This is a genomic window from Streptomyces sp. ADI95-16 (assembly GCF_003721495.1).
Classification (GTDB): domain Bacteria; phylum Actinomycetota; class Actinomycetes; order Streptomycetales; family Streptomycetaceae; genus Streptomyces; species Streptomyces goshikiensis.
In genome coordinates this window covers 7871919-7897622 of the sequence record NZ_CP033581.1, presented here as the reverse complement: position 1 = coordinate 7897622, position 25704 = coordinate 7871919, and the positions used below count along the sequence as shown (strand labels likewise).

Sequence of the window (25704 nt, the reverse complement as noted above, 5' to 3'; positions counted from 1 at the left end):
GGTGCACTCGGCAACTCCGCGCCGGCATCCGCCCCGCTTCAGTGGTTCCCGAGCGTGGACGCATGGTCGGGGACGGCGTTCTGGAGGTCCTTGGGAGGTCGCTGGTATCCCGTCGAAGGAGGACGGGGCGGCAGGGTGAGCGAAGGCAGGGCGACGTCCGCGTAGGGAAGCGAGGACAGCAGGTGGGCGATCATGTTGAGTCTCGCGCTGCGCTTGTCGTCGCTCTCGACCACGTACCAAGGGGTGTCCTCGGTGTCGGTGTGGACGAGCATTTCGTCCTTGGCCCGGGAGTACGCCTCCCAGCGCGTGAGCGACTCCAGGTCCATCGGGGAGAGCTTCCAGCGCCGCAGCGGGTCCTGCGCTCGGGCGCGGAACCGCTCCTCCTGCACCGCGTCGCTGACGGAGAACCAGTATTTGCGCAGCAGGATCCCGTCTTCGACGAGCATGCGCTCGAAGACGGGGCACTGGCGCAGGAAGAGCCGGTGTTCCGCCGGTGTGCAGAAGCCCATGACGTGCTCGACCCCGGCGCGGTTGTACCAGCTGCGGTCGAACAGGACGATCTCGCCGGCGGCGGGCAGGTGCTCGACGTAGCGCTGGAAGTACCACTGGGTGCGCTCCCGTTCCGTCGGCGTGGGCAGGGCGGCGATGCGTGCGACACGGGGGTTGAGGTGCTCCGTGACACGCTTGATCGTGCCGCCCTTGCCCGCGGCGTCGCGGCCCTCGAAGACGATCACGAGCCGGGCGCCCTCCGTGCGCACCCACTCCTGGAGTTTGATCAGCTCCGTCTGGAGCCGCAGCAGCTCGTCCTCGTAGACCGCCTTCTTCAGAGCCATGGCCCATCCTCCCCGTCGTCGTCCGGCGCTTCGATCAAGTCAGTCACGGCGGGCATCCGCGCGCAACGACGCACATCGGGCCCGGGCGTGTCGATACGCTGACCGTGGGTCGGGCAACCGAGCGGGCCGTCGGAGGGGAAGCGCGTGGGTGTGGGGGATCCGTTGACCCGGGTACCGCGGATGCGGCTGGACGAGTTGCTGGACGAGCTCCAGGTGCGCATCGACGAAGTGCGCGGCACTCGCGACCGGGTGCACAGCCTCCTGGAGGCCGTGGTGTCGGTGGGGCGGGAGCTGGATCTCGCCCAGGTGCTCCGGCGGATCGTGGAGGCGGGCGCCCTGCTCGTCGACGCGGAATACGGCGCGCTGGGAGTGATCGGCCCCGACGGCCGCACGCTCTCGCAGTTCCTGACCGTGGGACTCACGGATGAGGAGATCACCGAGATCGGTCCCCTGCCGGCCGGCCACGGCCTGCTCGGGGAGGTCATCCGCCACCCGGAACCCCTGCGCCTGACCGACCTCGGCGCGCACTCCTCCTCCCACGGTTTTCCGGCCCATCACCCGCCCATGCGCACCTTCCTCGGCGTGCCGATCCGGGTCCGCGAGGAGGTGTTCGGCAACCTCTACCTCACCGACAAGCGCGGCGGAATCGACTTCGACACCGAGGACGAGACGGTGATCTCCACCCTCTCCGTGGCGGCGGGTGTGGCGATCGACAACGCGCGGCTCTACGAGGGCTCTCAGCGCCAGCAGCGATGGCTCAAGGCCAATGCGGAGATCACCGAAAGCCTGCTGTCCGGCGCGTCGCGCCCGGCGGTGCTGGAGCTCATCGCCCGCCGCGCACGAGAGATCACCACGGCCCGCCTCGCGGACATCGCCATGCCCGTGGCCGGTGTCGACGGCCTGGTCGTGGAGTTCTCGGTCGGTCCGGACGCACGCGCGCGGCAAGGCCTCGTCGTCCCCTTCTCCGGCACGCTCTCCGGAGCCGCGCACCGGGCCGGCAAGCCCGTGACGGCCGTGCCGGGCTCGGCCGGCGAACGCTACCCGGCCGAGGCCCAGGTGCAGGACGGGCTGGGGCCCGCCGTGGCCGTCCCGTTGGGCACCTCGGGCGGGGAGAGCAGGGGCGTCCTGCTGCTCGCGCGCGCGGCGGGAGAACCAGCGTTCGGCGAGGGAGAGTTGGAGCCCCTCGTTGCCTTCGCCGGTCAGGCCACACTCGCCCTGGAGCTGGCGGAGCGGCGCCGGGACGCCGAGCAGATAGCACTGCTGGAGGAGCGCGACCGGATCGCCCGTGACCTGCACGACCTGGCCATTCAGCGGCTCTTCGCCACCGGCATGACCTTGCAGAGTGCCGCTCGGCTCGTCGAGCACGAAGGGGCCGCCGAAAGGGTCGGGCGGGCGGTCGACGACCTGGACGAAACGATCAAGATCATCCGGTCGACGATCTTCGGGCTGCGCACCAAGGACCGCGAGAGCGGACCTGGTCTGCGGGCACGCGCCTCCCGTGCCGTCGGCGACGCGGCCACCACCCTCGGCCACCCGCCGCGCCTGAGCATGGAGGGCCTGCTCGACACCGACGTACCGCCGCAGATCGCCGACCACGTGATGGCGGTACTGGGCGAACTCCTCAGCAACGCCGCCCGCCACGCGCAGGCGACCCGGGTCGGCGTGTCCCTCAAGGCCGGCCGTGGCGAGGTCGTACTGACCGTCTCGGACGACGGGAAGGGCATTGCGGCACAGGGGGCACAGGGGCGCAGAAGCGGTCTGCGCAACCTCGCCGAGCGGGCGCAGGGCCTGGGCGGGTCCTTCACCCACGAGAGGCCCGACGAGGGCGGCACCAGGCTCGTCTGGCGGGCGCCCCTCCCTACCGGGAGCTGAGGACCGGGGCAAGGGCGTCAGTTCCGGACCCGTCAGCTCCGGACCGCCGGCAGGGGCCGGGGCGGGTCCGCCTCCAGCCGGAACCCGGTGACGAGATCAGGGCGGATCCGCAACGCGCCGGTCATCGGGCGTGCCACCCAGGGGCGCAGGAAGGACGCGTACCGGTCCACCTCGTCGGTGTCGGCCACCACCCTGGCGTAACCGGTGACGACAACGCTCCAGCCGAGGTGCGTGACGGGATCGATGACGTCCGCTTCGTAGGCCACCACCACGCCGGGGACGTCGCAGGGCGCCACCAGAGAGCCCAGTGCCCCGTCCTCATGGATCCGGACGATGACGTCCTCGCCCACGACGAGATGGTTCACCGGGCGGACGGCGGGCAGGGCGTGCCGTGTGAAGACGATGCGCCCCAGGGACACCGTCGAGAGCAGCCGCAGGGCCTCGGACCGGTCCAGATCCCGCATGTGCCGGGCGGTCGTCATCCCACCGGACCGGCCGGCGGGTCGCCGTGCGGCTTCCTGATCCATGGTGTTCACCTCACGAAACGACGAACTGCAGGTCGCGGTCTGCGGCGAGCACCCGCATGGACTTGGCCACCAGGGGCGGCACATCGCAGAGCAGGAGCCGGGTTCCCTCCGCACGACAACGGCGGTGCAGACGGATGAAGAGATCGATGCCCGCGCTGTCGCAGAAGGAGAGACCGCACAGGTCCAGGACGATGTTCCGGTGGCCGAATCCGGCGAGTTCGCGCAGGCGCGGCCCCACTTGCTCCGCCGTGTAGAGGTCGAGCTCCCCGGCCAAGGAGACTCTCAGGCCACGAGCGTCCCGGGCCACGGTCTTCAGGTCGATCAAGGCGGTCTTCATGACGTCCTCCGCGCTGCGTGCGGCTCCGTCGAGTCGCGCCGTTCCCCGTGCGCCATCAGTTCATCCGGTTCCGAGTGCACTCGGAAAGGCCCGGCAGGCCCTCCGGACAGGGCCGAAGGTCCCTTTCCCGGGGCCCGGCCGGTGCCCGCCGCGCGGGGGGCCCACCGATGAGGGCCGACCGGCCCTGTCCGTTCGGCCCGTGAAGAAGGCAGGATGCCGGTGTCCGTGCGCCCCGAACGACCCCAGGCGAAGGAGTCGCGTCATGACCGGCAGCAGTGCCCCCTCCCCCGTGGCGGAGCCCATCAGCGTCTTCCTGCTCGACGACCACGAAGTCGTGCGCCGCGGGGTGCACGACCTGCTGGACGCCGAGCCCGACCTGACCGTGGTCGGTGAAGCGGGCACGGCGGAACAGGCGCTGATCCGCATCCCCGCACTGCGCCCCCGGGTCGCGATCCTGGACGTACGGCTCCAGGACGGCGACGGGGTGAGCGTGTGCCGGGAGCTGCGCGCGCGGATGCCCGGGCTGGCCTGCCTGATGCTCACGTCGTTCGACGACGAGGAGGCGCTGCTGGACGCCGTGATGGCCGGGGCCTCCGGCTACGTCCTGAAGCAGATCACCGGCACCGACCTGGTGACCGCCGTCCGGACGGTGGCCGCCGGCCAGTCGATGCTCGACCCCGGCGCCACCACGCGGCTGATGGCCCGCATGCGCGGCGACGTACCCAAGGAGGAACAGGTTCCGGGGCTTCCCGGCTTCACGGACCGGGAGAAGGAGATCCTCCTCATGGTCAGCGAGGGTCTCACCAACCGGGAGATCGGCAAGCGGCTGCACCTCGCGGAGAAGACCGTCAAGAACATCATCTCGCGGCTCTTCGTCAAGCTCGGCGTGGAGCGGCGCGTCCAGGCCGCGGTGATCGCCAGCCACGCGCTGACCCCGCCCGGCCGACACCCGGCCACGGCCCCGACCGCAGCGGCGGAATAGGAGTCGCGCGCGGGAAGGGCCGGGCAGCACTCCGTACGACCGCGTGCCCGGCTTCATCGTTCGCCCGTCGTCGCCTCGGTGGTCACTGGTGCGGGACGACGGCGACGGGGCAGGCCGAGTGGTGGAGCACGGCATGGGCCACCGACCCGATCCGCGTGCCCACCGGCGAGTCACTGACCCGGCGTCCGACGACGACCAACTGGGCGTCCGATGCTTCCGACAGCAGTACGTGGCCGGCGCTGCCCCGCTCCACGTGCGCGACGACCTCCACCTCGGGGAACCTCGGCCGCCACGGCTCCAGCGCCTGATCCAGCGCCGCCTTCTCGAACGGCTCCAGCCCGCCGAACTGCTCGGCGATCCACATCGAGCCGGGGCTGTAGCCGTAGACCGGGGGCAGGCTCCAGGCGCGGACCGCCCGGAGCGGGACCCCGCGCGCGGCGGCCGCCTCGAAGGCGAAGCCCAGTACCCCGGCGGACTCCTCCACACCGCCCTGCTGCCCGACGACGACCTCGCCCTCGGCGCCCCCGAGCACCGGCTTGCCGCCCCTGGCCCGGACGGAGACGACGGGGCACTCGGCGGAGGCGATCAGCCGCTGCCCGTACGAGCCCAGCAGGAAGCCTGCCAGCGCGCCGTGCCCGCGGGTGCCGAGCACCAGCATCTCCGCGTCCTTGGCGGCGCGCAGCAGGGCCGGCACGGGGACGTCCGCCACCACTTCCACGGACAGCGAGAGCTGAGGGTGGCGGTGGCCGAGCTCGGCCTCCGTCTCCTCCAGGATCTCCCGGGCCCGGCGGTCCTCGGTGCCTCGGTCCTGGACGACCGCGCCGGCGAGCGGCTGCCACGGCCAGGCATGGACCACGTGCACGTGCATGTCGCGGCGCACGGCTTCCCGCGCGGCCCAGTCGGCAGCGGCCCGGCTCTCGGGGGAACCGTCCACTCCGACGACGAGGGTGCGCTTCACAGGTCTGTCCTCCGTAATGATGCGCGAGGCATCGGGGTCGCCGGCGGGGATGGGCGGCGCCGGCCGAGGGAGGGCCGGGCGCCACCGGGATTCACCTTCCCCGGGCCGGGCAGGTGCGGAACAGGGCCGACCGTCCCTCCCCGAGGGCCGGTCCTCCCCTGTCGGCCACGCCCTGGCAGAGCGCAGGATGTCGGCATCGGCTCAGTCGACGAACGTCCCGGACCCTCGCACGCACGCAGGAGCGGACATGACCGCGTTGACCGCGTATTCGATCTCGGAGCTGGACGCCCACTGGCGCGCCGCCAACTACCTGGCGGCCGGCCAGATCTACCTCATGGGCAATCCCCTGCTCGCCGAGCCGCTTCGGCCGGAGCACATCAAGCCGCGGCTGCTCGGCCACTGGGGCACCTCGCCCGGCCTGAACCTGGTGTACACGCACCTCAACCGCGTGATCAGGGAACGCTCGCTGGAGGCCCTGTGCATCTGGGGCCCGGGCCACGGCGGCCCCGCCGTCCTCGCCAACTCCTGGCTGGAGGGCACGTACAGCGAGACCTACCCGGACGTGAGCCGCGACGCCGACGGCATGGCCGAACTGTTCCGGCAGTTCTCCTTCCCCGGCGGAGTGCCGAGCCACGTGGCGCCGGAGACCCCCGGTTCCGTCCACGAAGGCGGGGAGCTGGGATACGCCCTCGCCCACGCCTACGGAGCCGCCTTCGACCATCCCGGCCTGCTGGTCGCCTGCGTCATCGGCGACGGCGAGGCGGAGACCGGACCGCTGGCCGCTTCCTGGCATTCGAACAAGTTCCTCGACCCGGTCCACGACGGCGCGGTCCTGCCGATCCTGCACCTGAACGGCTACAAGATCGCCAACCCGACGGTGCTGTCCCGGATCCCCGAGGCCGAGCTCGACGCGCTGCTGCGCGGCTACGGGCACGACCCGCTGTACGTGACCGGCAGCGACCCCGCCCAGGTCCATCACGCCATGGCCCGCGCGCTGGACCACGCGCTGGACCGGATCTCCCTGATCCAGCAGGAGGCACGGAAGGCGGGCACTGACCCGGGCCGGGAATGCGCACGCTGGCCGATGATCGTCCTGCGCACGCCCAAGGGCTGGACCGGCCCGGCGACCGTCGACGGCGAGCCGGTCGAGGGCACGTGGCGCGCCCACCAGGTCCCGCTCGCGGGGGTGCGCGAGAATCCCGCGCACCTGAGGCAGTTGGAGGACTGGCTGCGCTCGTACCGGCCGGAGGAGCTCTTCGATGCCGACGGCCGCCCGACGGCGCGGGTCCTGGCCTGCGTCCCGGAAGGCGAGCGCCGCCTGGGCGCGGTGCCGTACGCGAACGGAGGGCGACTGCTGAGGCCTCTGCCACTGCCCGCGCTCGACGCGCATGCCGTCCCCGTCGACAAGCCCGGCCGCACCCTCCACGAACCGACCCGTGTCCTGGGGCACTTCCTCACCCAGATCATGCGGGAGACGGCCGGCCGGCGGGACTTCAGGGTCGTCGGACCGGACGAGACCGCTTCCAACCGGCTGGACGACCTGTACCAGGCCACCGGCAAGGCCTGGCAGGGCATCACGGAAGCCACGGACCGCAACCTGGCGCGCGACGGCCGGGTCATGGAGATCCTGTCCGAACACATCTGCCAGGGCTGGCTGGAGGGATATCTCCTCACCGGCCGCCACGGCCTCTTCTCCACCTACGAGGCCTTCGCGCACATCGTGGACTCCATGGTGGGCCAGCACATCAAGTGGCTGAAGACCTCGCGCGAGCTGTCCTGGCGGGCGCCGATCGCCTCCCTCAACTACCTGCTCACCTCACACGTCTGGCGCCAGGACAACAACGGCTTCTCCCACCAGGACCCCGGATTCGTCGACCACGTCCTCAACAAGAGCCCCGAGGTCGTACGGGTCTACCTGCCGCCGGACGCCAACACCCTGCTCGCCGTGGCCGATCACGCCCTGCGCAGCCGCGACCAGGTCAATGTGATCGTCGCCGGCAAACAGCCCTGCTTCGACTGGCTGCCGATCGACGAGGCCCGCACCCACGTGACGCGCGGCGCCGGCATCTGGGAGTGGGCGGGCACCGACCACGGCTACGGCTCCCGCGAACCGGACGTCGTGCTCGCCTGCGCCGGCGACGTACCCACCATGGAGGTGCTGGCCGCCGCGGCCCTGCTCCGCGAGCACCTCCCCTCGCTGGCCGTCCGCGTCGTCAACGTCGTCGACATCGCCCGGCTGATGCCCCACGACGAACACCCGCACGGCATGACGAAGGCCGAGTACGACGCGCTCTTCACCACCGACACGCCGGTCATCTTCGCTTACCACGGCTACCCGTGGCTCATCCACCGCCTCGCCTACCGCCGGACCGGCCACTCCCAGCTGCACGTCCGCGGCTACAAGGAGTCCGGCACCACGACCACCCCGTTCGACATGGTCGTGCGCAACGACATGGACCGCTACCGGCTCGTCATGGACGTCATCGACCGCGTTCCCGGCCTCGCGAGCCGCGCCGAGGGCTTGCGCCAGGCCATGGCCGACCAGCGCATCCGCCACCACGACTGGATCCGCGAGCACGGCACCGACCTGCCGGAAGTGGCGGACTGGTCCTGGCCGTACTGAGCACGCGCCGGGCCGGGCCCGGCCGGTCCCCGCGTTGACCGCCCGCGGGGACCCTGCCGACACACACGTCCACGGCGACAGCCGCGACGACCAGGGCGGCCGGTAGCGTGCGCCGCCGGTACGACGCGAGCCACGACAGCGGCCATCACCGCCTCACGGCTGCTCCTGCGCATCGGGGTTCCGCCTTCGCCCCGCGGGAGCGATTCGCCAGGTGCCATGGCGTACGGCGAGAGTCGCCGTCAGGTCGGCCTGCTTCGGGAAGGGGACGCCCAGCTGCCACGGCTCTGGCAAGGCCGCCAGCTCGATGGTCACCAACTCCTCGCCGGCCCCGCCCAGGACGCCGATCCAGTGAGGTGCTGTGGCGATCAGCCGCTCGGGCAGCCACGACCCGGGCTCGGGAACGCGGGAGGGGGGTGCCTCGGTGAGTTCGCCGAGGGCGGAGCCTGCCAGCAGGGCCAGCAGCCGCGCCAGGACTGCGGCAGGCAGTGCGGGGTCTCGGGTCTCCAGCAGCACGTAGCAGTCGTCGTGACCCGAGAACCAGACCTCGGAGCCTTCCAGGCGGTTCAGGATCGGATCGTCGAAACCAGTCGTGCCAAGTACGAGAGCGAGTTCGTCGAGCTGCTCCGGGGTCACGTCGGAGGGCACGTCGATGAGCGTCAGCTCGTACGGTGACCAGGTGTCGTCGAGGAGACGGTGCAGCTGGTCGCGGTCCATCACCACGAGTTCCTCCCCGAGGGCGTAGGTTCCGGACGCCCAGGATCCGAGGGGGTGAACCCTGCACGGCACGCCGAGCTCGGCAGCGATCAGCGACGGCTGCAGCGTCCGCCACTCCTCGTCCAGGTAGGAGTTGGTCTCCAGCGACACCACCGCGACCGCATCGTTCGCCACGGCCACGAGCAGGTCGGCCAACTCGCGCGCCCGGGCCGCGCCCGCGGCCACCTTCCACGCCCCTTCGACCTCGCGGAGGCTGAAGCTCAACGGGAACGGCCGACACTCCGATCCGACGCCGTTCACGCTGAACGCGCCCTGCCGCATGACCTCGATCACTGCCCCACCCCCGAGAAACCACCAGACGTCGATGCTGCGCCCGCACTCATCATCGCTGTTCCCTCTACCGGGTCAGCACGGCCGCGACGACGGCCACCCGACAAACCTCTGCTCTCGCCGTCACGATGACCGTCCTCGACGCTCTTCAGTCCAGAGACTCGAAGACCCATCCGGTGACCTCCTCGGGTACAAGGTCGCCCCCTGCCCGCAACAAGGACGACGAGCCGGTCTTCTACCCCGGCGCGCGGCTCGCCCCGGACCTGTCCCTGCCCCGCATCCGAGAACGCTGGACCTCCGCGACCCCGTCCGACCCGGTGGCCGAAACCGCCACGGATGACGCTCCGCTGCGGGCTGTGCCCGGGCCCGCTTCCGCACGGCGGGCCGCGACCACCGCCGCCTGGCAGGCGGTCTTGGTGCTCGACGGCGTTGACGACGGCATCATCGCCGCGCACGTCGCGGCGGCCGGGGAAGTGCTCGACGCCCTCGCCAAGACCTCCGCCGCCCACACCCGCAAGCAACTCGGTGAGGCAGCAGCCGCGTTCGAGCGCGCCTCGCGCTCCCACGTGCGGGCCGTTCGCGGACACGACCGCGCCCTGCGTCGGGCCGCCCGCGACCTCGTCCACGGCGGACCGGCGCTCGGCCGTGGGGAGGACGGGGCAAGCACCGCGATGCTGATCGACATGGCGTTCTTCCTCGTCACCGCTGCGCCAGCCTGGCACTAACGGAAGGAGCACGCCCAGCAGGCCGCCGCTGCCCTCCAGGCCGCCGAACACCTGCGCGCCGCCTACCAGGCCGCAGCCGGCCATCCCATGGCCGTACTCCGCGAGCGGGGCCCGCCTCCTGCCCCCGGCGCTCCACCGGCGACATGCCGCCGTCCTGCGCAGAGCGATGCCCGAGCTCGCCGAGCAGGTCCTGGCCGAGGCCGGGTGGCCTGCGCTCGCCTCCACCCTCGCCGACGCCGAAGCGGCCGGCCGAGATCCCGCCGGACTTCTCGTTCAGGCATTCGGGCGACGGGAGTTGGACACTGCGTCCTCCGTCAGTGACGTCCTGGTGTGGCGGCTGCGCCGTCTGGCCGGGCTGCCCGCCGACGCGTCTGCAATGCCGCTCCACAGGAGTTCCACCGCCCAGCCGTCGCGTTCGCACGCGGACGGCCCCCTTTCCGGACTGAGAACTCGTCCTTGGCTGTAGTTCGCGCAGGGCCCAGGCGGCTTCGCGGTTTCGCCAGTCTTTGCCGGTGCCGGGCCGCAACAACTTCATTTGTGGTCGCGCATGAAGGTAGGGATCTCGTCGCGGGTCGGGTAGTTCGGCAGGGGGGCCGGCTTGTCCTGAAGGAACGCAGTGATGACGGCGACGGCCCGGTCGTTGTTGTCGTCGAGGCCGTTCCACATGTGGTGTCCGACTCCGGGCATGTACTGCGTGCGCTGGATGGCGGGGTCATCGGCAAGGATGGCGGTCGCCCATTGACGGACCTGGGAGGAGCACTCGGCGATCATGAGCATCGCGGGGGTCCGGGACTGCCTCAGCAGCGGTGCGATGGAGGGCGAGTCCTTAACTGTCTGCTGGACGCGGAGGCTGGCGGCGGGGCTGAAGGTGAAGTTCTGTGCGGTGTCCTCGGTGGGGATGCGGTGCGCGTCGCGCGCGCAGTAGGCGGATGCGGTGTCGCTGCCGAGGTCTGCGGCGGTGAAGGCGTTGTCGCCTTCGGCCTGTCCGATCAGTCCGGTGTCGGGGGTGAGGAGTCCGAGTCGCATGAGGCCGAATGCCACGGCGTACCGGGGGACGTGTGTCGATCGCGGTCCGGTCGGGGCGGGCGCGAGGCCTCGTGCGGATGCTCGGCCCTTGTTCCCGGTGATGTGCGCGGTGGGGCCGTCCAAGGGCCCGGGCTCGGCGATGATCGCCCGGTGCAGGCGTGCGGCGACGCCAGGGTCGGCCAGGGCTCGGGTGAGCACGACTGCGCCTCCGGAGAATCCGAGGATGTCAACCTTGCCCTTGTCCAGGCGGTCGACGAAGGCGGCGAGGTCACGGACCGACCTGGAGATCGTGTACTGGTCCATGGGGAGCAGGTCGCTTCGTCCGCCGCCGGCCTGTTCGTAGGCGTAGACGTCGTAGCCCTGGCGGGCGAGAAGTCCCAGGAACCGGTGGTCTTGCACCGAGATGCCGCGGATGGGTCCTCCGTGGAGGTACACGAACGGGACGGAATGCTGGGGGCCGGGGTTCGCGGGCGGGTAGTGATACACCGCGACCTGGCTGCCCGTGGCCAGGTTCCAGTGCTGAGTGGACACGAACGGCAGCGCGGGCGGGTGCCGCCGGGCCGTCGGCACGGTCGGGATGCAGACCGTCGCCGTCAACGCCGCCGCGACGATCACCGGCAGGAACGGCACGAGCCGCGCCGGCCAGGTGCGGCGCCGGCCCCGCCACAGCGCGAGGACAGTCCCGGTCCCGAGGGTCGTCAACCACGCGGCGAGCCCCGAACCTGCCCCGTCCGTGAGGGCGATCAGTGCGAGGAAGACGACGACCAGCGCCGCGACGGCGGCCAGGGCCGGCAGTAAGCGTCCGGTGAAGCGGACGAGACGTATGGCGGACGTGGGCACGGCGGACCTCCGACAGTTTCAGAACACTGTTTCAAAACGACGTTATCAGAGAGGGTAGGCTGCTGATCGTGGGTAGGCCCAGAACAAACGACGAGGCCGTCAAAGAGCGGCTTGTGGAGTGCGCGACCGAGATGCTCGCCACCCGTCCGCGGGAGTCCGTCACGGTCCGCGCCGTGGCCGCTGCCGCCGAGGCGTCGACGACGGCGGTGTACTCCTTGTTCGGCGGTAAGGACGGGCTGATCGGTGCGGTGCGCGACAGAGCCGTCGCCGGCCTGTTCCAGGACCTTTCGGCGGTACAGACCTCCGCGGACCCTCTCGCCGACCTCTACGCACTGGCCGCCGCCTACCGTCGTTGGGGGCGCGGACACAGCCACCTCTACACGGTGCTGTTCGGTGGTGTGCAGTCCTTCGACCCGTCGGGAGAGGCCGGTGCCAGTGACCCGATCCGTCCGCTCCTCGCGGCGATCGATCGCGCCTTGACGGCGTCCGTCCTCGCCGGCGAAGCAACGTCGATCGCTCTGTCGATCTGGGCTGCCCTGCACGGGCTCGTGACTCTCGAACTCACCGGCGCCCTCGACGCCACCACGGCCGAGGCTGCATTCCGCTCGACGATTCACGCCACACTGCGCGGATGGACGACCCCGGAGGTGTTCCGCAGTCTTCGCCAAGCCGAACTCGCCCGGTGACCGGATCAGGGCCGGATTCCGGGCTCTCCCGACCCTGGCTGAAGCAGTGGCGCGTGGTCGGTGAAGGCCGGCACGCCAAGGTCAACCAGCTGCGGCCGGCCATCGGCCGGAGCCCGTTTGAGGCTGTTGAGCTTGGCCATCGCAGCGTCAGAGCTGACTTGAAGTCCTTCGACCTCGCCGAGCCAGCCGTTGGCGCGGGCCTCGCGGATGCGCTCGCGGAGGTTCTGGATGATCTCCAGGAGGCGGGGCCGCTCGCGAGGATCCATCTGGAGGACCGGTCAACGGATGCACTTATCGAAGCAACCCAGCTCGGCGCTGAGTTCGCCCTGAAGATGTGCATGAGGGCGACGAGCCAATATCGGCGATGTAGCGTTCACGACGTCGGCTTCATCCTCACGGTGTCGCGTGGGTCGCGGAGCACTCATGCTGATGGGGTGGGGGTCCCACGACGTTGAGGATCGGGCCTTCTCCGTCCAGGAATTCGAAGACGAAGACGACGCCGGAGGACGTGGCCTGGATAGCGCATTGGTTGTCGAAGGTGAGGGGTGTGTAAGTCTGCCAGGCGCAACCGGCACGGTCGCCGTAAGCGAACTAGCACGGCCAGGACCGGCGCTTCCCGACGGCTACTTCCCAGGGGTCACCGAGCGCCGCGGTGCCCTGGCCCCAGGCCGCGCCGTTCTCAACAGGCCCAAGATATCCCGACCGGGCGAGTCCCGCCAGGACGTCAAATAACTCCACCGAGGCGGAGCCTGTCATCTGCGGCGATGGGCTGCCCAACGGCTTCGGGCAGACCCGGATCGTCCCACGGTCCTGCTAGGAGAACGCGTATGTCCGGACGGGGTCGAGGTGCAGTTCGTAGGGCCCGAAGCAGTCCGCTGCGAGGGTCGCGACCGGAGCGCCGCAGGGGCAGGCTCGGTTGAGTCCTTCGTCGCCTGTCGGACCGCAGCACCCATTGCCGCTTACGCCCGCCTGCGCGCACAGGCGCCGGGTCGGCCAGAGCGGGCCCGATACCATCCCCCCCTCGGAGGAACCCGGCGCGCGTGCTGTGCGCGGCGTCGCCCATACTCCAGCTGGCCGTCGGCAGTTCCGCCAAGAGAAGACTTCATGCAGGGGCCACACGCCAGCCGCCGTGCAGTCCGCAAGCGGCACCAGGTCGATCCGCACTGCCGAGAGCAGCGCAACCGCCGCCTCGCTGCGCGAGTCTGTTGCGCAGACCGCCGGCGCGGGACTGACGTGGCAGGCGCTCGACTGCCCGCGGGTCCTCGGCCGCGCCGGCCGTGTCGCCGTGTTGTGGATGCTTGGCTCCCCTTGGCTCGGCTGGCGTTCGCATTGTTCGATCACTGCGGGCCCCATTCCATCGCATGGCCGGCCGAGGAACACGCGGACGTCTTTCGCCCGCGGCCCTGCGAACCACCCGAGCGCGAGCCGCGTCCGTCGCCGTGCCAGTCCAGGAACGGCACCGAGTCGCCGAGGCGGCCGCGCCGGCCCGGTGGCTTATGGTCGCGGTCCGGTAAGGCTCGGTACGCGCCCCCCTGGACTCCATCGCCCCGGACGAGCCGGAGCGGCCAACCGCACCACCGTCAGGGGGAGTTCTGATGTTACGTACCATTCCTGCCACTTCGCTCACCGCCCTCTCGACCGCCGGGATCCTCCTGCTCTCCGCCTGCGACGGGACCGGCAGACCCAGTGGGGTCGCCGCCCGCGCGACACCCTGTCGAGTCCGCAGCGGCGGCCGTTCCCGCAGTCTTGTCGGAAGATCACAAGTTCTGCGGTGGCCGGGCCGCTCCGGGTTACGCTCCCTGCTCCGGATCCCTCAACACCCGCGCCACTCAAGGCAATCACGGTGGACACCCGGGTCTGCCCAAGATCGCCGCCCGCCTGCGGGTGCTCTCCGTACACACCAGCCACCAGGTCCAAGACCTCGCACAGATGGACGGGCAACTGGAGGAAGCCCTCGCGGCGCCGCCGCCGCACCACACCCACCCCCTGACCACCTGCCCGCGCCTCGCCCCTCTGCCGTCGGACCCTGCCCGTGGCCCCGGCATCTCCGGCCAACGCCGCGTTCACGCAACGCGGATAGCGGCCGGCCCAGCCCCAACCCCACCTCGCACGCCCACTGACGGAAAGCCCCGCCCTGTTGACCCTGGCCGATCACCCGCCCGCCACCGCCCCGCCGACCGCCACATACGGCGCCGTACTGGGCAGCCGACACGTTGCCCGCCTGCTCGCCGGCACCCTGACCGGGCGCCTGCCCAACAGCATGGTTCCCGTGGGGCTCGTCCTGTGGATCACCGGCGGCGGAGGGTCGCTCGCCTTCGCCGGAATGCTCGCAGCGCTGTACGGGCTGGCGTCCGGGCTCTCCCAGCCGGTCAAGGGCAGGCTGATGGACCGCCATGGCCAGGCCCGTGTGTCGGCGCCGGCGGTGCTGCTCAACGCCGGTTGCCTTGCCGCGCTCCCCCTGATCGGGGCGGGCGGCCAGCCGACGGTGGTGACCGCGGTGGTGGGATTCGCGGGTCTGGTCACACCGCCACTGGAGGCAGGACTACGAGCGCTCTGGCCGACGGTCCTGCCCGACCTCGGGCGGCGCCGAGTCGTCCAGGCCCTCGACACCGGCTCGCAGGGACTCCTCTACATCGTCGGCCCCCTGCTCGCCTCGTGGCTTGCGACCGCGCACGGGCCCGACACCGCGTTGACCACGACCGCCGCCCTCGGACTCGTGGGCACGGCGGTCGTCCTGACCGCCGCACCGTCGCAGACCTGGCGTCCCCCCGCCGCCGACGGGGCGGCCGGCCGTGGACGGCTGATGAGCGCCGGTCTGATCCAGCTGTTCACCGCGCTGGCGGGAACGGGGTTCGCGTTCGGAGCGATGAACGTGTGGGCTGCGGGCATGGCCGGCACCCACGGGCTGGCCATGTTCTCCGGAGTACTCCCCGCCGCGTTCTCCACCGGCAGCTTCCTGGGCAGCCTGATCTACGCCCGCCGAGCGCGGCCCGGCCCGCCCGCCACCCAGCTCATCACCACCAGCGCCCTGTTCCTCCTGGGCTGGATGCCCCTGCTGACCCAGCCCGGCCCCCGTACGGCCATCGTCTTCACAGCGGTCCCGGGGCTGTTCTACACCCTGATCATTACCAACGGCTTCCACACCGTGGACGTTCTCGCTCCCCCTTCTCGTACCACCGAGGCGTACGCCTGGCTGATCCTGTCCGTCGGCACCGGTCAGGCCGCCGGAACCGCGCTCGCCGCAGCCCTCGCCACGCGCCTCTACGTGCTCGCCGCGCTCCCCGCCGCCGGCGCCGCCACCGCGCTGACCATCCTCGCTCTCGCCCGCCGCGACCTTGGAACCACCAGTCCCCGCGGCCGCCACCGGCGCCCCCGACAGCACCCGAACCACGGGAACCACGGGAACCACCGCTCAAACCTCCCTCCGCACGAAAGAGACACCTACGTGCCCGTTGTTGGCAGCCCCGGCCACCAGGCGGTGCGGAACGGGGCCCCGGCTTACGCGTCAGCCGCCGCACAGGAAGAGTGGCTCGCTGCGACGCGAGGCCAGGAGCAACGGGCCGCGCGCGCCCGGGCCGAGTGGTTCGGGAAGTCGCCGCTGGAAGGGACCCGAGCGCAGGCGGGGCCCCAATGGCGGCCGCCCGCCCGGATGGGACCGAGAGCAGCCGCGCAGGACGCAAGCGGCGGCCCGTCGCCCTCTGGGACTTCGGGGCAGCAGCTCAGAACGCCGTGACCTGAGCAGCAGGTCGCCGTGCTCGTCACCTGATCAGTGGCCAACTGGCCGAGGTGGACGTCGACTACACCACTCCGGCGGGCGAGACCCTTCTCCGCCGCGCCGGAGTGTCCTCCCGCGTCTACGCCGACGACCACGCCATCGGCCGGCGCCGGCACACCTTGGCCTCTCCGCGAACGTCAAGGCTCCGGCCTACGCCCCAACGGGGGCGGCGAAGTGCTGCGCCGCATCCCTGAAGGCCAATCGGCCGTGCCGGGAACAGCTGGTTGGGCCGGCGCGGTTGCATCGACTGGGGGACCCGCGCCGTACGGGTGGGGAACACGGAGACCACAAGGTCGTCCGTACCACCAGGATCGGTCCCGGGATCGGTCCCCAGGATCGCGGTACGCCCGCCGCACACTTGGACCAAGACGTATTTCTGCAGGAGGACTGTTTCATGACTGACCGTCGCTTGACGCTCATGGCAGTACACGCCCACCCCGACGACGAGGCCACCGGAACCGGAGGGGTCCTCGCGCGGTACGCGGCGGAAGGCATCCGCACGGTTCTCGTGACGTGTACCGACGGCCGTTGCGGTGACGGACCGGAGGGTGTCAAGCCGGGCGATCCCGGGCACGATCCGGCGGCCGTCGCCTTGATGCGCCGTCAAGAACTCGAAGCGAGCTGTGACGTCCTCAAGATCAGCGATCTGGAAATGCTGGACTATGCCGACTCCGGGATGATGGGCTGGCCGAGCAACGACACGCCTGGATCCTTCTGGCGGACCTCCGTGGAGGAAGGCGCCGCCCGACTTGCGGAGCTCATGCGGCACTACCGACCCGATGTGGTCGTCACCTATGACGAGAACGGCTTCTACGGCCACCCCGACCACATCCAGGCCCACCGGATCACGATGGCGGCGCTGGAGATGACCGCGCTGACACCGAAGGTGTACTGGACGACGATGCCCCGTTCGGCGATGCGGCGGTTCGGGGAGATCCTGCGCGAGTTCCATGAGGACATGCCCGAGCCGGATCCCGCCGAGGCCGCCGCGATGGCCGAGATCGGCCTCCCCGACGATGAGATCACCACGTGGGTGGACACCACCCCGTTCAGCGGCCAGAAGTTCGATGCGCTGGCCGCGCACGCCAGTCAGGGCGAGAACATCTTCTTCCTCAAGATGGGCAAGGAGAGGTTCGGCGAGTTGATGGGCATGGAGACCTTCGTACGTGTCAAGGACGCCACCGGCGCGGCCGTGCCCGAGAACGATCTGTTCGCCGGACTGCGCTGATCCGCTTGTCCGACCGGTACCCGGGAAGGTTCATCGGCCCGCCGGGGTGGTCGGCCCGCTGCCCGCAGGTGCGGCCATGGGCGGGAAGCCGGAGCCGGACAGGGCGACCCCAGGTGGGGAAAATAGTAGTAGTGGCCGGCAGCCAGTGCTGAGTCGGCGGCACCCTGCGCCGATATGGCGTGCGCGGGTGGGGCCCGGTGCCAGGACGTTCGGCACCGGGCCCCACCTCCCGCCTACGGCCAGGCGGCGTGACACACCTCCGCCTTGCTCATCCCGTCGCTTCCGCGGCAATGCCCGGCTGCGGCCGGGTCCGCATGCCCCAGCGGGCGAGAGACGGCCCGGCGGCGCCCAGCGCCGCGAAGAACCCCGCCAGTAGCAGCCAGCCCGCCGTACCGAGGCCGAGCACCACCGTGGTGAGGATCGCGGGGGCAAGTGCCTGGCCCGTGCTGAAGCCGAGGCCGAGCAGACCTTGGTACTGGCCCTGGGCATGGTCGGGGGCAAGACCGAAGCCCAGGGCGAAGCCCGCCGAGGACTCCCAGACCTCTGCCAGGCTATGGACGAAGATCGCTGCCAGGACCAGTCCCGCCGCCACCCAGACCGGGGTGTACGCCGCCAGCGCCATCATCGGGCAACTGACGAGGAAGAGCAGCCCAGCGGTGCGAAACGCCCTGCCGCCGTCGTGCGGGGTTTCGATACGGGACCCGATCCTGGTCTGCAGCAGTACGCAGAAGGCGGCGTTGACGGCGAACAGCGCGGCCACCGTCCAGCGCGGCGCTTCGGTGTGTTCGGAGATCCAGATCGGCAGGAGCAGGGAGACCACCGGGTACTGAAGTCCCATGGCCCCGTAGAGGGCGGTGAACGTCAGGAACGGGCGGTCCGCGAAAGCGAGCCAGCGACTCTGCTGCGGCGGTGCTGCCAGCACCGGATAGCGGGGCAGCAGGAGCAGGAGCAGCGCGCACAGGGCGAAGCTCGCCGCGTTGCCGAGGATCAGCGCGACATAGGCGCCACGGGTGCTAGCGGCCAGCGCCAGCCCGGCACCCACCGTTCCGAAAATGACGCCCAGGTTGACGAAGGTGCGCAACTTCGCCCGGAAGCGGGCCGGGCGATCACCCCCGACCCGGACCACCAAGGCGCCCCAGGCCGCGCCACCGGCCGCTGCGGCGATCTGGTCGACCGTCGCGATGATCGTAAGCGCGGCCCAGCTCTCGACGAGGACGAGGGCGGCCATCGCCATCGCCTGGACCGCGAGGGCCAGCATCATGATCATGCGCGCCCCACGCCGGTCGGCGAGGTGCCCGCCGGGGATCCCGGCGCACAGGCCGATCACTCCGGCGATGGTGAGCGCGGCGCCGATCTGCACCGCGGGCAGGCCCACGACCAAGGTGAAATAGAGCGCCGACGCCGCGTTGAACAGACCGTTGCCGATCCGGTTGACGAAACTGGCGGCGATCAGCACGCGCTCCGGCCTGCTGTCCCCCACCATGCTGCCTATTCGGCCTGCCTGACGGCCCTTGATCATGGACGGCAGGCTAACAGCGGTCGCAGAACCCGCCGCAGCCCGCACCATCTGTCACCGAATCGCCCGCAAGGGCGTCGACTCATCGCAGCGACTCGGCCGTCACCGGTGAGTGGTTGAGAGCACCATGTCCTGGCGAGCTGGGTGCCGTCGGCTTCACCGCCGCTCCGAACGCAAGGCCCGGCAGTCGAGCGATGGTGCGCTCGCCCCCGAGCAGAGGACCATCCGGGCCGCACTCAAGGCTCTCCCGGGATTTGGCGGACCTGGAAGCAATACCCGCATGCCGCCGCTTTCGACGAGATGCCCGACATCGCCGGTCTCACCGCGGAGTCGTTCGGACTCACCGAGGAGGCTGCGGACTGGATGCGCGTGAAGGCTCTACGCAACCGCCGATTCGGCAGCCCGGCCGTCTTCCGGTGGTCGATCCACTCGATGACCCCGACTTCGTGGCTGCCGTCGGGTAGTTCATCCAGCTCCTGCTCGGCGAGGCTGGCGCGGCGCCTCGGGTGATGTGGAGGCGGTAGATCAGGTGGAGCTTGCGCGGCGGCGGGGTGGGACCCGGGCGGGTGACCCTCTGGTCGACGACCCACAGCAGGTCGACGCCGTCGGCCCGGTCGATGTTCAGGGCAGGTGCGTATGTGCCGCGTCACCGTCCCACCCGTGGTCTCCCCCACCCGGACCTGGCGCGACGCGGTGTCCGTGCCCTGGACCAACTCCAGTTCGGCTGCGGTGCCGACGGGATTCGAACCCGCGGACAGATGGGAGCAGGTCCGCTCCGTCCCCGTCAGTCGTCGTGGGAAGGACCTCGCCCACAACGATCGCAATGGACCGCTCTGCCACGGCACCACAACCTACGGGAAGGCGCGCCCTCCCGCTCCGACTCAGGGTAGAGACTTCGTTCCCCGCGGACCAACCCTTATCCGAGACACCGGCAACCGCTGACACGGGCACACGGAAATCGAATCGTTGAGCGTGGACGCGTCAGCGCGACCGCACCCGGGCCACGTGCGGGCTTGCAGCTGACCCCGATGGCGATCAAACGGAGCCCAGCCTCGGAGCGATCGCGACGGCTGCTCCGCCCTCGGCATCGACCGCAAGGCGCTTACGCTCCGCGACACCGTTCCCGAAGCAGGTTTGGGGTTGGCCGATTGACCACCATGCTGCAGGTCCCCTCAGGCGTGCGGCGTCAGGTCGTTGGCGGGGCTTCGGTCGCTGCGCTCAACCTGGATCGCGTACGGGGCCACCGCACTGGCCGTCATCGCGTTTAACGCGGGCACCGCCTACGACACCTACGGCTCCTGGCCGGAGCGGAGCGCGGCGGACCGGGCCGGCTTCGTCCGGGCCGGAATTCCGCTGCAGGAGGCGTTCATGGCGAACGCCGCCATGGTCATAATGCTCGCCCTCGGTGCCATCGGCGCCGTCGCAATCAGCGGCGAGTACAGCACGGGCACCATCCGTACGAGGTTCGCGGCCGTTCCGGCCCGCCGTTCGGTGATGGCCGCCAAGACGGTGGTCGTCACGGCGGTCACCACAGTCTTCGGCGCGATCGTCGCGGGGACCTCGTTCGGGCTGACGGCGATCCTCGACGGCAGGGACGCGGGCGTATCGATCAGCTACCCGGGCGCGCTGCGCGTCGTAGTGGCGTCCGCCCTCCTTGCGACACGTGTGCACGGTCGCCGGCACGGCCATCGGCTCCGTCATCAGGCAGACCTCGGCCAGCATGATCGCCTCGGTGGTGGTCATCCTCGTGCTGCCCATCGTCTTCACCGACGGCGGCCACTGGTCGGCGGTCGCCGGGCATGCACGCTCTACCGGGCCGGGTCACGGCTCGTGGAGGTCGGCTCACCCCAGACCGGCTTTCCGTGGACGACCGGCGGAGCCTGGACCGTCTACGCGGTGTGGGCGCTCACCACAGCCGTGCTCGCCGTCACCAGCGCGCAACGCCGCGACCAGTGAGAGGGCCGGTCGGCCAACTGCCCGGGCGGCAGGAGGGCCGACCGCACCGGGAAGCAGTTGACGGTCGGCTCTGCGGTGCTGTCGTCGCCGATACGCCGGGGCCGTCAGGATCAGCCTGACCGAGACGCGCGCTCCGACTGCCGGACAAGGCGGGCGGCGGCCAGATCATCACCTGCGACACGCTGCGCTGCACGTCATGCTGCTGTGCGACCGCGCCCAGTTCGGTACCCCCATCGATCCCGTCGCTGCCTGATCTACTGCACGACAGGCTCGGCCCCAGGTGCCGAGTCCACCGTGCGGTGGGTCAGTGCGCGTGTCGCCTGCTTCCGATGGGCGTGGGCTGACGTTCAGCACCGGCGACGGTCGCCTCGCTGCCGCCGCGAGGAGTGTTGTCGTCGTCCGCAGCACACGGGCACGGGAGAGCGGCCGGGCGGAGGAAGTAGGCGCGGAAGCCGTCCCACGCAAGAGTGAGGGCGACGATCGCAACAACCGCGACGATCGGCACTGTTCCCTGAACGAGGCCACCCACGATCGGTCCCAGACCTGCCAGGCTGATCACGATCGCACCCGCCCGCCCCATTTTAGGCACTCGTACTATGTAATTTTCATGCATGTCAACGCCTGTCCTAGTAGTCCGGAATTACCTCCATCACCTGTCCTGATCGACGCTACCGACAGCTCCCGACAACTGAAGGGAGCGTTCACCCGACCGAGTGGCATATTGGATTCAGGTCTTCTGTGGCCGGGGAGCGGCGGTGTAGCGTCCCCGCCCTTCATCTCGCAAGGACGCTTACTCAATACGTGTGGAAGTTTGCCGTTCCGCTTGACGCATCCCCGGCCGACCCGGTTCGAACCGGGGGACATGGCAATTCACCCGGGCGTGGTCGAGCCCCTCGCCGAGCACCCGCGACCTGCACGCCGCCGCCGCCGAGAACAGCCTCTTGGACATCGCGGCCCGGCAGCTCACCGCAGGCCTGGACCCGCCCAGCCGGGCCGATCAGCTCGCCGCCGTCCAGGCCATACGCCGCGCCTCGCAGCCCGCCGTCGACGAGCTGCACCAGGCCGTCACCCTGCACGTGTTCTACGCAGTCGCCGAGTCCTGCAACACCGGGCACCGCCCCGCTGTCGCCGAGCTCGGCGCCCTGCCCGACGACGCACGCTGGCTGGCTGGCTGGCCGACAACCGTCTGCCTCAGGCGCAGGCCGTCGAGCGCCGCACCCTCACCGAGCACAGCTTTGACCTGATCGTTGTGTCCAGGGCTCGAAGGGAGCAGACAGAGCCGCTCGGGATGGCCTCCTTCACCGGCGCCGCAAAACCTGGCACCGACAGCTCTCCCCGCAGAGGTGAGCGTTCTTCGTGAACTCGGCCAGAGGGCCCTACCGCATCAGGCTCCAGGGCGGGCCGGCGTGACGTACGCCGCAGCCGCCCTCATCGGGGGGAACCTCTTCCCACGGCTACTGCGTGGGAAGAGGTTCCATTTTCCGGAAGGGGCTTGCCTGCGGCAGCTGACCTGGGCAAAGGGAACAGTCGATGCTTTGAGGGGTCACACGTCCAGCGCATCTGCGCGGGTGATCCCAGATCAGCGGCGGCCTGCGGCCAGGAGGACAAGGAACTGGCCGCCGCCCGCCTGGATGTCGGCGGTCACCGGCAGCCCCGGCACCAGTCGGGAGAACCGGTCCACCAGCCAATCCGCCGCCTCTTGGGCGTCCCGCTTCGTCGGACAACGGCCCACCATCTCGCGCCCCCCCTTGCGCTCCAGCCTGTCGGCAACGGCGATCAGCGGCGCGGGTTCGACTACGTACAGGTGCTCCGGCCAGGCGATGACCACCTTGACCGCGCCCTTGCGGGTGTTGCACCCGCGGTGCGCGAGCCGCTCGGCGACCTTGGCTTTCCGGTCGGCGGTCCGGCTGTCGACGCTGGGCCCCCGCGGGTCGTTCACCGACTCGTCGGGGTCGACCGGTTCATCACACACCCAGCAGCGCCAGCCGTCACGCTCGGCCACATCATCAAGGAGACTCATCCAAGCAAACTAGCCTGCCCGGCCACCACCCGCGCACCAGGGTCCCGGCAACGTCTCCACACCGGCCAACAGCGCTGCGCCGCCTGGCCGACCAGGCCGTTTCCTTCGGATCATCGGATCGTTGGTCTGGTGTGCGTCCTTGACTGATGCCCAGTGGGCGAGGATCGAGCCGCTCTTGCCGGAGCGGACACCTCGGCGGGGCGGGCGGCGGCGTGATCACCGGCAGGTGCTCGACGCGATCGCGTTCAAGTACCGCACCGGACGCCGTGGATGGACCTGCCCGAGCACTTCGGTTCGTCGGACGGGCGCCCACAACCGGCTGCGGATGTGGGCCGCCGACGGCGCCTGGGAGGGAGTTTCGCCGGGGCCCGTCAAAGGGAGCCTGGCCGGCGAGCCGGCCGACCATGACCCTCGGACGGTCCCGCAGCGGGCCGACCACCACGATCCACCCCGCCGCGGACGGCCGTTGCCGCCCGCTGGAGTTCGTGCTCACGCCCGGCCACGCCGGTGACACACCGGCGTTCACCCAGATCATGGCCCGGTCACGGGTGCCCCTGCGGGTCGGCCGCCCAGAGTCACACCGGACGTGGGCCTGGCCGACAAGGCGCACTCGTCCCGGGCGATCCGCTGTCATCTGCGGCGGGGCGGGATGCGGGCGGTGATCCCGCAGCCGGCCGACCAGACCGCCAACCACAAGCGGCTCGGGCGGCTCGGCGGCCGTCCGCCGGGCTTCGACCGCGAGGGCTACCGCCAACGGAACACCGTCGAGCAGTGGATCAACAAGCACAAGCAGTGGCGCGGCCTGGCCACCCGCTACGACAAGACCGCACCAGTTCCCTCGCCGGACTCCTCCTCGCCGCCACCTTCATCTGGTCAGCGAAGTGATCCGAAGGAAACGGCCTACCTAGCCCCGACCCCGTACCGGCATGTGGAGGTGTAACTTCCGCGCACCCGTGGCAAGGCGGCTTCTGCGCTGGCCTAGGGTTGTCTGGTGAACTCCCCAGTCGACGATCTCGATGAGCAGCCGTGCGTGACCATCAGCTGCCAGGACAACGTGTCCGTAGGAGTCAGCTTCCGTGACCGACACAGCTCCGACGATTACTGTGTGCACTACTCGGTCGAGGTTCAGGCGCCCGGGCTGACCGCTCGCCTCGACGAGGCCGTGGCTTGGATCGGGAACAGCAGCGGTCTTGCCCCGTTCCTGGAGAAGCTTGCCGGGGACTTCACCGGCTGGGACGGCGAGCAGTGCTGGGAGACCGACGACCACGACTTCGCCGTGTCCGCAGTCTTCCGGCCCGGTGGATACGTCCGTTTGACCTGGACACTGCGCCCTTGGCGGACGGCCGCAGGCGGTTGGAGTGCTTCGGTGACCACGCGACTGGAAGCCGGCGAGCAGATGGCATCCTTTGCCGCCGATATCCGTCACTTCCTCGAAGGCCAGGTCAGCTGATTCCGGGGAGATGACCAGGACCAAGTGGCGACCTGCGGTCTGGATGCGGGGGCCGGGGCGGGGGCGGGGGCAGTTACGGCGCTGCTCCTCATGTGCGGATAGCTACACTCCATTACGTGTTCGAACTACCTACCTAGTGCTCTGACCGCATAGGTTCACCGGTTTGGGGCTGCGTCGGTGAGGGGGCGTCCGCCCCAGCGGATGGCTTTCGCGCTGCGGATGCGGGCGCGTTCCTTGCGTTCGGCGGCGAGGACATCACGATGACGGGCGTTGGCGTTGCGCCAGCGCAGGAAGCGGTGCAGTTCACGGGTCTGGACGGTGTGGTTGGGGTGGTTCGAGTTGGCCAGGGTGAACTGCCGCAGGGGTCCGAAGTGTGCTTCGATCGGGTTCGCCCAGGAGGCGTTGGTCGAGGTAAAGCACAGTTCGACCCGGTTCTTCCTGGCCCAGGCGCGGGCCTTCACCCCCTTGTGGGCGGACAGGTTGTCCATGATCACGTAGATGGGTGCGCCGTCGGGTCGGGCCGCACGGATCGATCTCAGCGCGGCCAGGGACTGGGCAGAGCCTTTGTGACGGCGGTTGACGCCCCACAGAGTGTCGTCGCCGATGGAGTAGCAGCCGTGGAAGTAGGTGACGCCGTGGGTGCGGTGGTAGGTCGCCGGGATGCGGTCGGGCTTGGTCTGGGCAGCCCAGCAGGAGCCTGCGGTGGGGCGGATTCCCAGCGGGCCGAATTCATCGAAGGCGAACACCCGGTCGGGGAAGTGCTCCAGCACGTGTTCGATCCGGTCCAGCTTGGCTTCGCATTGAGGGTCGGAGGACTCCTTCCACGTCCTGGCGCGTTGGAAGGTGACGCTGCGTCGGGCGAGCAGGCAGCGCAGGGCCTCGCGGCCGATGCGGACGACTCGGCCGTGGACTTTCCGCAGGTAGGCGGCGAGTTTGCGCAGCGACCAGCGGATGAAGGGCTGGCCGAGCATGGCGGGGCGGGTGGTGGCCGTCTTGATGACGAAGTCCTCGTCGTCAGGGCTGAGTAGGCGGGGACGGCCTCCCGCCCGCTGAGGGGCCAGTGCGGCCAGGCCGATCTCGTTGAAGCGGTGGATGACGTCGCGCACCGTGTCCTCGTCCGCCTGCACGAGTTGGGCGATGACCGGCACGCGGTTGCCGCCGGCGGAGGCCAGCAGCATCACGCGCCGGTAGCGCACCGAACTGGTGCTGTCCCGCCGCACGATCTGCTGCAGCCGCTGCCCCTCCTGATCGGTCAGTCTTCGCACGCGTACTGGCTCGGCCATCGCGACCCCCAGGGCAAGTTGTG

21 protein-coding genes, 1 tRNA gene and 1 pseudogene are annotated in these 25704 nt (G+C 70.3%); 13 read left to right on the top strand and 10 right to left on the bottom strand.

Going from position 1 to position 25704, the window contains the following annotated elements; translation table 11 throughout:
* Positions 1–38: 38 nt before the first annotated feature.
* Positions 39–833 carry a polyphosphate kinase 2 gene (ppk2, locus tag EES41_RS35290; protein ID WP_123081941.1) on the bottom strand — a complete coding sequence of 265 codons (795 nt, stop codon included), beginning with the start codon at positions 831–833 and terminating at the stop codon, positions 39–41.
* Between the two features lie 180 nt (positions 834–1013).
* Here ppk2 and EES41_RS35285 point away from each other — a divergent pair, with 180 nt between their 5' ends.
* Complete coding sequence (locus EES41_RS35285) at positions 1014–2705, top strand: GAF domain-containing sensor histidine kinase (protein ID WP_164496150.1); 1692 nt, start codon at positions 1014–1016, stop codon at positions 2703–2705.
* A 32-nt stretch (positions 2706–2737) separates the two neighbouring features.
* On the opposite strand, the gene EES41_RS35280 is transcribed toward EES41_RS35285, so the two are convergent.
* Both EES41_RS35280 and EES41_RS35275 read right to left on the bottom strand, forming a co-directional pair.
* Positions 2738–3187 (bottom strand): pyridoxamine 5'-phosphate oxidase family protein, encoded by a 450-nt coding sequence (locus EES41_RS35280; RefSeq protein ID WP_164496149.1) that lies wholly within the window; start codon positions 3185–3187, stop codon positions 2738–2740.
* Positions 3188–3242: 55 nt separating this feature from the next.
* Positions 3243–3569, bottom strand: a complete 327-nt coding sequence (locus EES41_RS35275; RefSeq protein WP_123081939.1) for an STAS domain-containing protein — start codon at positions 3567–3569, stop codon at positions 3243–3245.
* A gap of 262 nt (positions 3570–3831) precedes the next feature.
* Between EES41_RS35275 and EES41_RS35270 the strand changes: the two genes are divergently transcribed.
* Positions 3832–4551 carry a response regulator transcription factor gene (locus EES41_RS35270; protein WP_123081938.1) on the top strand — a complete coding sequence of 240 codons (720 nt, stop codon included), beginning with the start codon at positions 3832–3834 and terminating at the stop codon, positions 4549–4551.
* An 82-nt stretch (positions 4552–4633) separates the two neighbouring features.
* Here EES41_RS35270 and EES41_RS35265 read toward each other — a convergent pair whose 3' ends face one another.
* Positions 4634–5509 (bottom strand): universal stress protein, encoded by an 876-nt coding sequence (locus EES41_RS35265; RefSeq protein ID WP_123081937.1) that lies wholly within the window; start codon positions 5507–5509, stop codon positions 4634–4636.
* A 247-nt stretch (positions 5510–5756) separates the two neighbouring features.
* On the opposite strand from EES41_RS35265, the gene EES41_RS35260 reads away from it, so the two are divergent.
* A complete protein-coding gene (locus tag EES41_RS35260; protein ID WP_123081936.1) occupies positions 5757–8132 on the top strand; it encodes a phosphoketolase in 2376 nt (791 codons plus the stop codon).
* A gap of 153 nt (positions 8133–8285) precedes the next feature.
* Here the strand turns inward: EES41_RS35260 and EES41_RS35255 are convergent, their stop codons facing one another.
* Positions 8286–9110, bottom strand: a complete 825-nt coding sequence (locus EES41_RS35255) for a hypothetical protein (protein ID WP_164496033.1) — start codon at positions 9108–9110, stop codon at positions 8286–8288.
* Between the two features lie 217 nt (positions 9111–9327).
* On the opposite strand from EES41_RS35255, the pseudogene EES41_RS35250 reads away from it, so the two are divergent.
* Positions 9328–10367 (top strand): annotated as a pseudogene (locus EES41_RS35250) (mobilization protein); the annotation flags it as partial.
* Positions 10368–10432: 65 nt separating this feature from the next.
* Here the strand turns inward: EES41_RS35250 and EES41_RS35245 are convergent.
* On the bottom strand, positions 10433–11767 hold the full coding sequence (locus EES41_RS35245; RefSeq protein ID WP_123081934.1) for an alpha/beta hydrolase: 1335 nt from the start codon (positions 11765–11767) through the stop codon (positions 10433–10435).
* Positions 11768–11835: 68 nt separating this feature from the next.
* Here EES41_RS35245 and EES41_RS35240 point away from each other — a divergent pair, with 68 nt between their 5' ends.
* The 4 genes from EES41_RS35240 to EES41_RS35210 all read left to right on the top strand — a co-directional run bounded on the left by EES41_RS35240 (position 11836) and on the right by EES41_RS35210 (position 17456).
* Positions 11836–12453, top strand: coding sequence for a TetR-like C-terminal domain-containing protein (locus tag EES41_RS35240; protein WP_123081933.1), 618 nt, complete (start codon positions 11836–11838; stop codon positions 12451–12453).
* A 53-nt stretch (positions 12454–12506) separates the two neighbouring features.
* Positions 12507–12908, top strand: a complete 402-nt coding sequence (locus tag EES41_RS42445; protein ID WP_216827284.1) for a hypothetical protein — start codon at positions 12507–12509, stop codon at positions 12906–12908.
* Positions 12909–14590: 1682 nt separating this feature from the next.
* A complete protein-coding gene (locus tag EES41_RS35220) occupies positions 14591–16186 on the top strand; it encodes an MFS transporter (protein WP_254211692.1) in 1596 nt (531 codons plus the stop codon).
* Positions 16187–16622: 436 nt separating this feature from the next.
* The gene (locus EES41_RS35210; protein ID WP_123081929.1) at positions 16623–17456 is read left to right on the top strand and encodes a PIG-L family deacetylase; all 834 of its coding nucleotides are present in this window, start codon (positions 16623–16625) and stop codon (positions 17454–17456) included.
* Between the two features lie 268 nt (positions 17457–17724).
* Here EES41_RS35210 and EES41_RS35205 read toward each other — a convergent pair whose 3' ends face one another.
* Together EES41_RS35205 and EES41_RS41735 are read right to left on the bottom strand one after the other, a co-directional pair.
* Positions 17725–18975 (bottom strand): MFS transporter, encoded by a 1251-nt coding sequence (locus EES41_RS35205; protein WP_123081928.1) that lies wholly within the window; start codon positions 18973–18975, stop codon positions 17725–17727.
* Positions 18976–19699: 724 nt separating this feature from the next.
* Positions 19700–19818 (bottom strand) — tRNA-OTHER (locus EES41_RS41735).
* A 348-nt stretch (positions 19819–20166) separates the two neighbouring features.
* Here EES41_RS41735 and EES41_RS35195 point away from each other — a divergent pair.
* Together EES41_RS35195 and EES41_RS35190 are read left to right on the top strand one after the other, a co-directional pair.
* Entirely contained in the window at positions 20167–20928 is a 762-nt protein-coding gene (locus tag EES41_RS35195) for an ABC transporter permease (RefSeq protein ID WP_216827283.1), read from the top strand.
* 941 nt (positions 20929–21869) lie between these two features.
* Positions 21870–22172, top strand: a complete 303-nt coding sequence (locus EES41_RS35190; RefSeq protein ID WP_123081927.1) for a hypothetical protein — start codon at positions 21870–21872, stop codon at positions 22170–22172.
* A gap of 335 nt (positions 22173–22507) precedes the next feature.
* On the opposite strand, the gene EES41_RS35185 is transcribed toward EES41_RS35190, so the two are convergent.
* A complete protein-coding gene (locus EES41_RS35185; protein WP_100580635.1) occupies positions 22508–22948 on the bottom strand; it encodes a hypothetical protein in 441 nt (146 codons plus the stop codon).
* A gap of 109 nt (positions 22949–23057) precedes the next feature.
* Here EES41_RS35185 and EES41_RS43355 point away from each other — a divergent pair, with 109 nt between their 5' ends.
* The 3 genes from EES41_RS43355 to EES41_RS35175 all read left to right on the top strand — a co-directional run bounded on the left by EES41_RS43355 (position 23058) and on the right by EES41_RS35175 (position 24398).
* Positions 23058–23459 carry a transposase gene (locus EES41_RS43355; RefSeq protein WP_254211825.1) on the top strand — a complete coding sequence of 134 codons (402 nt, stop codon included), beginning with the start codon at positions 23058–23060 and terminating at the stop codon, positions 23457–23459.
* 75 nt (positions 23460–23534) lie between these two features.
* Positions 23535–23888 (top strand): transposase, encoded by a 354-nt coding sequence (locus tag EES41_RS43350; RefSeq protein ID WP_254211691.1) that lies wholly within the window; start codon positions 23535–23537, stop codon positions 23886–23888.
* Positions 23889–23939: 51 nt separating this feature from the next.
* The gene (locus EES41_RS35175) at positions 23940–24398 is read left to right on the top strand and encodes a DUF6228 family protein (RefSeq protein ID WP_254211690.1); all 459 of its coding nucleotides are present in this window, start codon (positions 23940–23942) and stop codon (positions 24396–24398) included.
* A gap of 155 nt (positions 24399–24553) precedes the next feature.
* Here the strand turns inward: EES41_RS35175 and EES41_RS35170 are convergent, their stop codons facing one another.
* Positions 24554–25681 (bottom strand): IS630 family transposase, encoded by a 1128-nt coding sequence (locus tag EES41_RS35170; protein ID WP_123081925.1) that lies wholly within the window; start codon positions 25679–25681, stop codon positions 24554–24556.
* Positions 25682–25704 lie beyond the last annotated feature (23 nt).

Excerpts from the sequence above, each read along its gene's own strand:
- ppk2 (WP_123081941.1), bottom strand. The coding sequence starts at position 833 with ATGGCTCTGAAGAAGGCGGTCTACGAGGACGAGCTGCTGCGGCTCCAG.
- EES41_RS35285 (WP_164496150.1), top strand. The coding sequence starts at position 1,014 with ATGCGGCTGGACGAGTTGCTGGACGAGCTCCAGGTGCGCATCGACGAA.
- EES41_RS35280 (WP_164496149.1), bottom strand. The coding sequence starts at position 3,187 with ATGACGACCGCCCGGCACATGCGGGATCTGGACCGGTCCGAGGCCCTG.
- EES41_RS35275 (WP_123081939.1), bottom strand. The coding sequence starts at position 3,569 with ATGAAGACCGCCTTGATCGACCTGAAGACCGTGGCCCGGGACGCTCGT.
- EES41_RS35270 (WP_123081938.1), top strand. The coding sequence starts at position 3,832 with ATGACCGGCAGCAGTGCCCCCTCCCCCGTGGCGGAGCCCATCAGCGTC.
- EES41_RS35260 (WP_123081936.1), top strand. The coding sequence starts at position 5,757 with ATGACCGCGTTGACCGCGTATTCGATCTCGGAGCTGGACGCCCACTGG.
- EES41_RS35210 (WP_123081929.1), top strand. The coding sequence starts at position 16,623 with ATGACTGACCGTCGCTTGACGCTCATGGCAGTACACGCCCACCCCGAC.
- EES41_RS35205 (WP_123081928.1), bottom strand. The coding sequence starts at position 18,975 with ATGATCAAGGGCCGTCAGGCAGGCCGAATAGGCAGCATGGTGGGGGAC.
- EES41_RS35185 (WP_100580635.1), bottom strand. The coding sequence starts at position 22,948 with ATGAGTCTCCTTGATGATGTGGCCGAGCGTGACGGCTGGCGCTGCTGG.
- EES41_RS35170 (WP_123081925.1), bottom strand. The coding sequence starts at position 25,681 with ATGGCCGAGCCAGTACGCGTGCGAAGACTGACCGATCAGGAGGGGCAG.